Consider the following 10,442-nt stretch of genomic DNA (forward strand, 5'->3'; position numbering starts at 1 on the left):
TCAGAAGCACTCGGAGCGATTTGTTTTCAAGCTCCATAAATTGCTCCGCCAGCTGGGTCGGCAGGAAGGTGATCGTGACGCCGTTTTGTTCGAAATACTCATTCAGGCGGATGATATCGAGACGGATCGCTTCATCAATCACGTGAAGCTCGGCACCGATCGTCCATGTCGGGAACATTTCCCAAATGGATGCGTCAAATCCGAAGCCCGCGTATTTCGCACTGCGGTCCTCTGCCGTCATACCAAATGCGTCGTGATGCCAGAAGCACAGGTTCACAAGCGCGTGGTGTTCGACCATGACACCCTTCGGCTGTCCAGTCGTTCCTGACGTGTAAATCATATATGCGAGGTGATCCGCGTTTGTCTCTGTCTGCGGATTCGCCCGGTCGTTCTCGTCAAGCGGCAGGCTCAAAATGGAGCGCTCCCCATTCAGAAGAATGACTTCTCCCGTGTAGCTTTCAGGCACACTCAGTTCTTCCTGTGTAAACAGAAGCTTCGCGCCGCTGTCTTCTAAAATGTATTGAATCCGCTGATCCGGATACTCAGGGTCAATCGGCACAAATGCCGCGCCTGCTTTCAGCACGCCCAGCACCGCGGCGGACATTTCGAGCGACGGCTTCGTGAGAATGCCGACGCGGTCATCCGCGCTGACGCCGCAGTCGATCAGAATACGCGCCAGACGGTTCGCTTTGGCGTTCAGCTCGCTGTATGTCCATGAGCTTCCGTTGTACGTGACGGCTTGGCGAGTGCCGAAGCAATCAGCGGTTTCTTCAAACAGCTGATGAACTGTTTTGTCCCGCGGCACAGAAAGCGTTTTGCCTTTCCATGCATCAAGCAGGCTTTGTTTTTCTGCTTCGTCAGCCAGTGACAGGCGTGAGAGTTTTTGGTCAGGGTTGGCGGCAACCGCTTCTAACAGCCGCAAAAGATATATGCTCCATTGTTCGGCCGTTTCTTTTTTAAATAAATCGGTCGCATATTCCAGCTGAAGGCCAATACCGTTTTCATCCTCAAACCCGCCGAGAGTCAGATCAAATTTAGACGTGCCTTGATCTGCTTGATACGGGGTGATTTTCAGATTTTCGAGCTTAAGCTGTTCTTTATCAGGGTCTTCCGTTGTCACCATGACATTGAACAATGGGTTTCGGCTCATATCCCTTGCCAGTTCAAGCTTTCCGATCAAGTCTTCGAATGGATAGTCCTGATGCTCCAATGCCTCAAGATTCGTATGTTTCACTTGCTCAAGAAGCTGAGCAAAGGTTTGGTTTTCACCTGCTTCGTTGCGCAGCGCAAGCGTATTGACGAACATACCTGGCATTCCCTGCAAATCAGCATTTGTTCTGCCTGCTGTAACTGAGCCGATGACAATATCCTTTTGGCCGGTGATTTTGCTTAAAAAGACATGGAATACGGTATGCAGCACCATGTGCAAGGTTGTTCCGGTAGCGGCCAGCAATTCTTCAATCGCCTTCGCCGTCTCTCTTTCTGCTGCGAAGCGGATCGTGTCCCCTTTAAAGCTCTGTACGGGAGGACGGGGATAATCAAGCGGAAGGTCAAGCTCCGGAAGATCGCCCGCAAAAGCCGAGAGCCAGAACTCCTCGTGTTCCTTCATCTGTTCAACTTGCGCTGATTCATTCTGCCAAACTGCAAAATCTTTATAATGAAGCTGCGGTTTAGGAAGGGTTTCTCCCTTATACAGCGATGCCAGTTCTTGTACAAAAATGCTCCTGGAAACTCCGTCAGCGATAATATGATGCATATCCAATAGCAGAAGGTGTTTCTTCTCTCCCACGCGGATCAATCCAGCGCGGATGAGCGGTCCTGAGCTTATATCAAACGGACGGATAAATGCTTTGATCCGCTGTTTTGCTTCCGCTTCTTCAGCTTCAAACACATGCAGGTCTATTTCAGCTTGCTCCATGATCGTTTGGACGGGCTGGCCGTCAGCCTCAGCAAATGAGGTTCGCAGCGATTCATGGCGGTTCACAAGCTGATTGAGCGCCTCCTGCAAACGCGCGATGTCGAGATCCCCTTCCATCAGAAGAACGGACGGCATATTATAGCTCGTGCCGTTTCGGTCAAGCTGGTTCAACACATACATCCGTTTTTGAGCCGAAGACACCGGATAGACCTCACGCTTTTTGGCGGGGGTAATCTTCCGATAACCGCCCGATTGAGCCGAGGCTTCCAAATAGGCAGCCAGCTGGCGAATCGTCGGCTGCTCAAAAAGTGCTTTTAACGGTACTGTTTTTTCGAGCTCAGCCTGAATATTGGCGATCAGCATCATTCCTTTTAAGGAATGGCCGCCGAGATCAAAGAAGTTATCATCTATGCCAAGCGTTTCAATGCCGAGGGTATTCTGCCAAATACGGCAAAGCTTCTCTTCCAGCTCAGTTTCCGGAGCAGCCGATGCGAGATGCCCGGTATGGGCCGTGTTTGGTTTCGGCAAAGCGTTTCTGTCGGTTTTCCCATTTGCGGTGAGCGGGATTGACTCAATCTGCACAAAGTACGCCGGCAGCATGTGAGACGGAAGCTTCTTCGCAAGCAGCTTGCGAATTTCAGCCCCTTCATACGCTTTGTCCGCTTTATAATAAGCGCAAAGTTCCTGAAGACCGCCTTCTGAAACCCCCAGAACCACCGCTTCTTGAATGCCGCTTACTCCGAGCAGAACGGTTTCAATTTCTTTCAGTTCGATACGGTATCCGCGGATTTTCACTTGATCATCGGCACGTCCGATAAATTCAATCGTTCCGTCAGAAAGTCTTCGCACCACGTCTCCGGTCTTGTACATCAAGCTTCCCGGTGAATATGGATTTTCAATGAATCTCTCGGCTGTGAGATGCGGACGGCGGAGGTACCCTCTGGCAAGCCCCCGGCCCGTAATATAGAGCTCGCCGCTCGCTCCCGGAGGAACAAGCTTTAATGCCCCGTTTAGCACAAGAGCGCCTGTATTGGCAATCGGCCGCCCGATTGTCGGACGTTCTGCGTATTGCGCCAGGTCTGACAGATCAATATGTTGGGCGACTGTGCCGATCGTTGTTTCTGTCGGACCGTAATGATTGATAAAAGCTGTATCGGCATAGACCGCATGGAAGGCGCTGACATCAGCCGGAATAATTTTCTCTCCGCCGAGCACAACCAAACGGAGCGAGTCAAAATGCTTCCCTTCTGAAAAACGGGAGGTGTTGACAATCGTGTGAAATAGTGACGGTGTCAGTTTGATATAGGTAATGCCGTGTTCCTTCATATAACGCCCAAGCTGATCCGGCGCGGTGTATGTCTCTTTTGGCACGATATGAAGCTCGCCGCCTGAGGAGAGAACAGGAAACAGACTTGTGTAGCCCAAATCAAATGAGTAGGACGACACCAGTACCGCTTTATCTCCTTCTGTCAGCCCGGCCTCCTTTGAAAACCAAGACACATAGTTCACGAGATTGCGATGTTCAATCTGCACGCCTTTAGGCTTTCCGGTCGTACCGGATGTGTAAATGACATAAGCAAGATTGCCAGAACCTGCAACAGGTTCTAGCCGCTCCTTGCTTTCCCGGCGCCAATCAGCCGTATCAATATTGACTATTTCACCTTGATAACCGGCAATGGCCGTCATATTTCTCTCGTCAGCGAGAACAATCTTCGCTCCGCTGTCTTCCAATGAATAACCGATTCTTTCTTCAGGTGTATCCGGATCAATCGGAAGGAAAGCGGCACCGGCCTTCATGACGCCGAGAATAGACACCATCAAATTGACAGTCCGGTCCATGACAATGCCGACGATCTCTTCACTGCCGGCTCCATGTGTGCGGAGATGACGCGCCAGCTGGTTTGCCTGCTCGTCCAGCTCGCGATAGGTCAATTTCCTTTCACCGAAAACCGCTGTCCGTTCAGGTGACTGCTGCGCTCTATTTTCAAATAAAGATGCAAATGTCGTATGCCCCGACACGTCCGCTGCTGAATGTGTTTCTTCAGTCAGAAGAGCTTCCCGCTCCGCTGGGGAGAGCAGTTCCAAATCAGCGAGCCTCATATTCGGATGTTCGGCAGCAGCTTTTATCATGTTTATGAAATGGCTGCTCCAACGCCGGATGGTCTCGTCTTTAAACAAAGCTGTCGCGTAATCGAAGCTTAAACCAATCTCGTCCCCGCGCTCCACCGCTTCTAAAGATAAATCGAATTTAGCCACATGATGATGCATGGAATAAGAGGAAATCTGCAAATCTCCTAATCTCAAGGACGGAATCTCCATGTTTTGCATGTTAAATAACACGCTGAACAGCGGACTCCTGCTTGTGTCTCTTGTCAGCGGCAGTTGTTCGATTAATTCCTCGAGCGGATAGCTCTGGTGCTCAAATGCCTGAAGGCTGATTGTTTTCACTTCATCTAAGAACTGTTTAAAGGTTTTCTCACCTAAAGGTGATGTCCGTAAAGCCACCGTGTTGACAAACATTCCAGGTACGTCCTGAAGATCAGGATGCGTTCTGCCCGCGGTCGGAGAGCCGACAACAATATCTTCCTGTGATGCATATTTAGCCAGCAATACATGGAAAGCGGCCAATAAGAACATATACATCGTTGTGTCCGTGTCAGACAGCAGCTTCTTAATCTGTGCGGTGACTTGTTTGTCGATGCCGAACATGACCCGTTCTCCGGCAAAGCTGCGTTCGGACGGACGCGGATAATCCGTCGGCAGATCGAGAACCGGCAAATTCCCTTTAAACGTATCGAGCCAATATTCTTCGTGCGCTTTTTGTTTTTCTTTTTGTGATTGATGGTTTTGCCAGACAGAAAAATCTTTATAGTGAAGCTTAGGCGTTTCTAAGTCCGCGCCTTGATACAATTTAGCCAGATCCCCGATTAAAATGCCCGTCGAGCTGCCGTCTGTAATAATGTGGTGCATATCAATCAGCAGCAGATGGCGTTCTTTATCAAGCTGGATCAGCTTCGAACGGACGAGCGGCGCGCGGTTTAACTCAAACGGCCGGATAAAATCTTTGATCAGTTCTTCCGCATCTTCTTCCCGGCCCTTGGCAGCCTCCAGCTGAAAAGAAACATTTTTATGAATGATCTGCACGACTTCTCCGTCTATCATGTCAAAAGAAGTGCGCAATGTTTCATGGCGGTTGATTAACGCCTGAATCGCGGATTCAAGACGATCTCTGTCTACTTCTCCTTCCAGCAGAAGTACAGCAGGGACGTTGTAGCTTGTGCTTGTTTGTCCAAGCTGATTGAGGATATACATCCTTCGCTGGGCCGAGGATACAGGATAATGCTCTTGATAAGGCGCTTGCTGAATCGGTTCAAAACGCTGCTCCTCCTTGTTGTTTTCTTCCAAAAATTGTGCCAGTTCCTGGATCGTCGGCTTTTCAAACAGCACTTTAATCGGAACGTCCTTATGAAACTGCTCTTGGATTTTAGCCGTCATCATCATCGCTTTAAGCGAATGGCCGCCGATCGTAAAGAAATTGTCGGTAACTCCGGCTTTTACGCCGAGAATCCCTTCCCAAATGTCTGCTAATTTTCTCTCCGTCTCCGTCTGCGGCGCGGCATATTCCGGCTGCACGGCATCTGACTGAGGCTCCGGCAGCGCTTTTTTATCGACCTTTCCGTTCGCCGTGAGCGGCAGGCTGTCCATTTGCATAAAATGAGCTGGAATCATATATTCCGGCAAAGATTGCGACAGCGACTTACGGAGCTCAGCCGCAGACAGCTCACGATCAGCGGTGAAATACACACAAATTTCGTTTTCATCCGCTTTATTTTTTCTAATGACAGCGGCAGCCTCTGTCACGTGGTCTGCCAAACTGATTTTTGTTTCAATCTCACCCAGCTCGATTCTGAAGCCGCGGACTTTTACCTGATTATCAATTCTTCCTAAGAACTCGATATTTCCGTCCGGAAGCCATCTCGCCAAATCACCTGTCCGGTATATTTTTTCCTCTGGTCTGAAAGGATCTTGGAGAAATTGCTTTTCTGTCAGTTTAGGTAAGTTTACATAGCCCCGCGCCACTCCGTTTCCGCCGACACACAGCTCGCCTGGTGCCCCGATCGGCTGAAGGCGCTGCTGTTCATCCATAATGTAAGCGGTGGAGTTTCCGATTGGTTTCCCGATCGGTATCGAGCCATTGTATTCCCGATCAATAAGAAAGCTCGTTGAAAAAGTCGTATTCTCTGTCGGTCCGTATCCGTTCCAAAGAGAAAGCTCCGGAGAAACCCGTTTGACTTGGTTCACGATATGCGGAACTAAAGCATCGCCGCCTATGATTAAATGGCGAAGCGTTTGGAACATGGCGGCATCCTTTGCGGCCAGCTGGTTGAATAAAGGAGACGTCAGCCACATCGTCGTAATGCGATGCTCACGCAGGAATGCCGAAAAGCCCTTCGCGTCCAGCAGCGTATCCTTTTTGACAGGATAAAGCGCCGCGCCGTTTAACAATGCGCCAAACACCTCAAACGTTCCGGCATCAAAACTGACAGCCCCCGTCTGAGCCATCCGATCCTCTTCATGAACGGGAACATACCCGGCGTTTTTCACCAGTCGTATGATATTTCTGTGTTCGATCATGACGCCTTTTGGCTTCCCGGTAGAACCGGAAGTGTACATAATATATGCCAAATCCGCAGCGCGGGCAGGCAAGTTCAGATCAGCGGCGCTCACAGCCTGATCTGAGCCGCTGTCCATCATAACGGCAGGGACTTGTAACCATTTCACCCGCTCTTCATATGCCTTTACAGTCAGCACAAGCCGGATGGAACTGTCGTCCGCCATAAAACGAACCCGGTCCTCAGGGAAGGATGGATCAATCGGGACATATGCGGCGCCTGCCTTCAATACGGCAAGCATGCCGATCACGGTTTCGGCCGAACGGTCATTCATAATTGCAGCTGTCTGTCCTTGCTGCAAGCCATGTTCGATAAGTTTTCTTGCCAGACGATTCGCTGTCTCATTCAGCTGCCGATATGTCAGCTCTTGCTCCCCGTATACGACAGCAAGGCTTGCCGGCGTCCGTTCCGCTTGCGCTTCAAACAATTTGTGAACGGCTTGTTCTTCCGGAAGCTTTGTCTGCGTTTCGTTAAAAATTTCCACCATCTGCCGTTCTTCCGCTCCATCCACAAGCCCGTGATCCAGCACGCGGGATTCCGGATGCCGGACAGCCGCTTTGATCATGCGTGTCAGATGGTTCGCTGTTCTTTTTATAAATGCCGTATCATACGCGGCGCTGTTATATTTGATTTTGACCGTCCATGTTTTCCCCGGATACACGATCAGGTTAAAATCAAAACTTGTCTGTTCAAAAGCGCTGTCTACCTTAATGGAAAAGCCGAGCCGGTCTTCCATACTTCCGTTTTCCAGCTCTTTATCAAGAGGATAGTTTTCAAAAGCGACAAGATGGTTAAGCAGGCTTCCGTCCAGCGCTGAACGCTTTTGAATGTCGTAGAGCGGCACGTAATCATAACGCTCCGCTTCGACGGCATGCTTTTGTACGGCTGAAAATACATCGGAGAAGACAGATTCAGTTTCATACTTTACGCGGACCGGTATGGTGTTAATGAACAGCCCCGCCATTGTCTCGATCCCGTTAATGTCAGATGGACGTCCGGAAACCACTGTGCCGAAGACGGCATCGTTCGTAAAGTTGTATTTGCTGAGAACAATTCCCCAAATAGCTTGAAAAAGGTTGGGTCCTGTAACCTGATGTTGATTCGCCGTTTGTTGAATAAGCGATACCAGTTCCTCATCCCATACAAAGCTGTACTCTTCGCTTTTGTACATGCCCTTTTCGGCAGAAATGCGGCCCGGGAGCACGCTTGGCTGTTCAAACTCAGCCAAGCGCTCGCTCCAATAGCGTTCCGCTTCTTCATTGTCTTGCTTTCCGAGCCATTTAATATAGTCGGAGTAAGGCTTGCCTTGTCCATTGACAGCCGGGCGGCCCGAGCGGAGCGCTTCATAGTTTTGGAACAAGCTTTTCATGAGCACTCCCATACTCCAGCCGTCCATCATAATATGATGATTGCTCCAGACAAGATGCAGATGATCCGCATCCAGCCGGAAAACCGCCACTTTAAACAGGATATCCTTCGCCAGATTAAAGCCCTGCTGCTGCACGTCCTGTTTATAACGGTGAAGACGATCTTTTTGACGCTGGGCGTCTAATTGGGTTATATCTTCATAATGCACTGTGGTCTTACGCTCCGCCAATACGACTTGGCGAGGCTTTTGAAGCTGCTGATGCACAAACACAGTGCGAAGAATATCGTATGACCGTATCAGCTCATTGACGCTTTTTTCAAAGATTTCAAGGTCAAAGACACCGTGAATGCGCAGCTCTAATTGTGTGAAATAAGAGGAAGAATCCGGATCAAGCATCGCATGATACAGCATCCCTTCCTGCATCGGTGTCAACGGGTACACCTTCTGAATCGATTTTTTGCTCATATGCCACCTCTGTCTTTTTCTATTAAAAAATTTCCATTAATTTATCAAGCTCATCAAGTGTCAGATCATCATCACCAAGATCACTAGGCGTAAGCTCTGTGCCATCTTGGGCTAAGCAATGCTCCATTACTTTGAGTAAATGGGTTTTAAAGCTATCGCTGAAAGCCTGGATGGTTCTTTCATGAAATTCCAGAGAATGATAGGCCAGTGTCATCGTCAGCGTTCCATTCTCGATATAACCGACGATATCCAGCGCATTCGGTTTTTCTGTCTCCGGGCTTAATGATTGTCCAGATGGCATTGAGGATCTTGTAAACAATCCGGAATCCGCCATTTCGTTAAATTGCCCTAAGTAGTTGAAGCTGATCTCCGGCTGAATAGAGAATTCGAGTTCTGTTTTATGTTCCGGCGCTGTCAGATAACGTAAAATGCCGTAACCGACGCCTTTGTTCGGAACGTGTCTGATATCTTCTTTCATTTGCTTTAGCTGATATGCCAAATCGTCGGCATGCTTCATGTTGAGCACCATCGGGTACATGCTTGTAAACCAGCCGACAGTCCGCGAAATGGATATATCTTCGAGTATCTCTTCACGGCCATGTCCCTCTAAGTGAACACTTACTTGGTCTTGGCCTGTCCAGTTCTTCATTGCCAAACCGAGCGCTGTCAGTAAAATATCATTCATTTCCGTGTGATAAGCCTCGTGAACCTTTGTTGTCAGCTTTTCTGTTTCTTCGGCAGTCAGCGAGAATTGAACCGTTCTTGTATGCTTCATTCGCTGATCGCTGGATTGACGGTCTTTCGGAAGCGGCGTCTGAATTGTGTTTTCCTCTAGTTGTCTCCAATAATCCGTTTCCTTTAAGAAGGCCTTCGTGTTGGCGAATTCTTTTAACCTCTCGGCATACTCGGCAAATGAATGGGTCTTCTGCGGAAGGACCGGCTTATTTCCTTGCTTTAACTGAGTATAGACAGCAGCGAAATCCTCCAGTAAAATCCGCCAAGAAACCCCGTCTACCGCTAAATGATGAACTGCAAGCAGTAAATGGTCGCCGTCCTCCGCTTGGAAAAGCCCCGCTTTTAACAGATTGCCAGTCTCCAATACAATGCTGCTTTGGAGATGGTCTGCTTCACGCTCGATTTTTTCCTCATTGTCAATCGCCGGTCCGTTGAGTTTGAACACCTTCATATCTACAGATGCTTCGTTGAGACCTCTGTTATATTGAATGACGTCTCCCTGTTCTTCGCGATAGACCATACGAAGCGCGTCATGATGTTCCGTCAGTGCCTGTAACGTTTTCTCAACCGCTATCGGGTCAAAGCCTTTCGGTGCGTGAAGCATCACTGATTGGTTCCAATGGTGCTGATTCGTAAACTTGCGGTCAAAGAACCAGCGCTGGATCGGCGTTAACATCGCTTCTCCTTCTACAGGACCTTGATCAGCCTCTTTGCCTTCCGTGCGTTCTACGTAAGACACCAGCTCTTCGATCGTCGGATGCTGGAAAAGATCCTTCATTTCCAGCTTCAAGCCGTGCTGGTTCAGGCGGCTCGCCATTTGAATGCCTTTGATGGAATCGCCGCCAAGTGTGAAGAAGTTGTCGCTTATGCCGATGTCCGGGATACCGAGGACATCCTGCCAAATATCGGCTAACAGCTCTTCCATTTCCGTGGCCGGCGCCTTGTATGCCGCGCTTTGCGCTTCAATATCAGGCTGAGGCAGAGCTTTGCGGTCAACCTTTCCGTTGGCGGTCACAGGAAGCTCGTCCATCGTTACCCAGTACGCCGGGATCATGTAGTCCGGCAGCGTGTCTTTTAACGCTGACTTGAGTGATTCAGTATCAGCGTCTTCCGGTGTAACGTACGCGCATAACGCAGTATTGCCCGCGTTATCCTTCACCGCAGCAACTGCCGCGTCTTGCACAGCCGAAAGCTGGGCGAGGCGAACCTCAATTTCTGACAGCTCGATCCGGTAGCCGCGCACCTTGACCTGCTGGTCGATTCGGCCGATGTACTCGATGCC

2 protein-coding genes are annotated in these 10,442 nt (G+C 49.6%); both read right to left on the reverse strand.

Features of this window, described 5'->3' with window-relative positions:
* The coding region (locus tag AXI57_RS22480; RefSeq protein ID WP_061669739.1) for a non-ribosomal peptide synthetase at positions 1-8,425 on the reverse strand (8,425 nt) is incomplete at its 3' end.
* A 22-nt stretch (positions 8,426-8,447) separates the two neighbouring features.
* Positions 8,448-10,442, reverse strand: a 1,995-nt coding sequence (locus tag AXI57_RS07565; RefSeq protein WP_238380171.1) for a condensation domain-containing protein, incomplete at its 5' end; no start/stop codon positions are given.

This window comes from Bacillus atrophaeus (genome assembly GCF_001584335.1).
Taxonomy (GTDB): Bacteria; Bacillota; Bacilli; order Bacillales; family Bacillaceae; genus Bacillus; species Bacillus atrophaeus.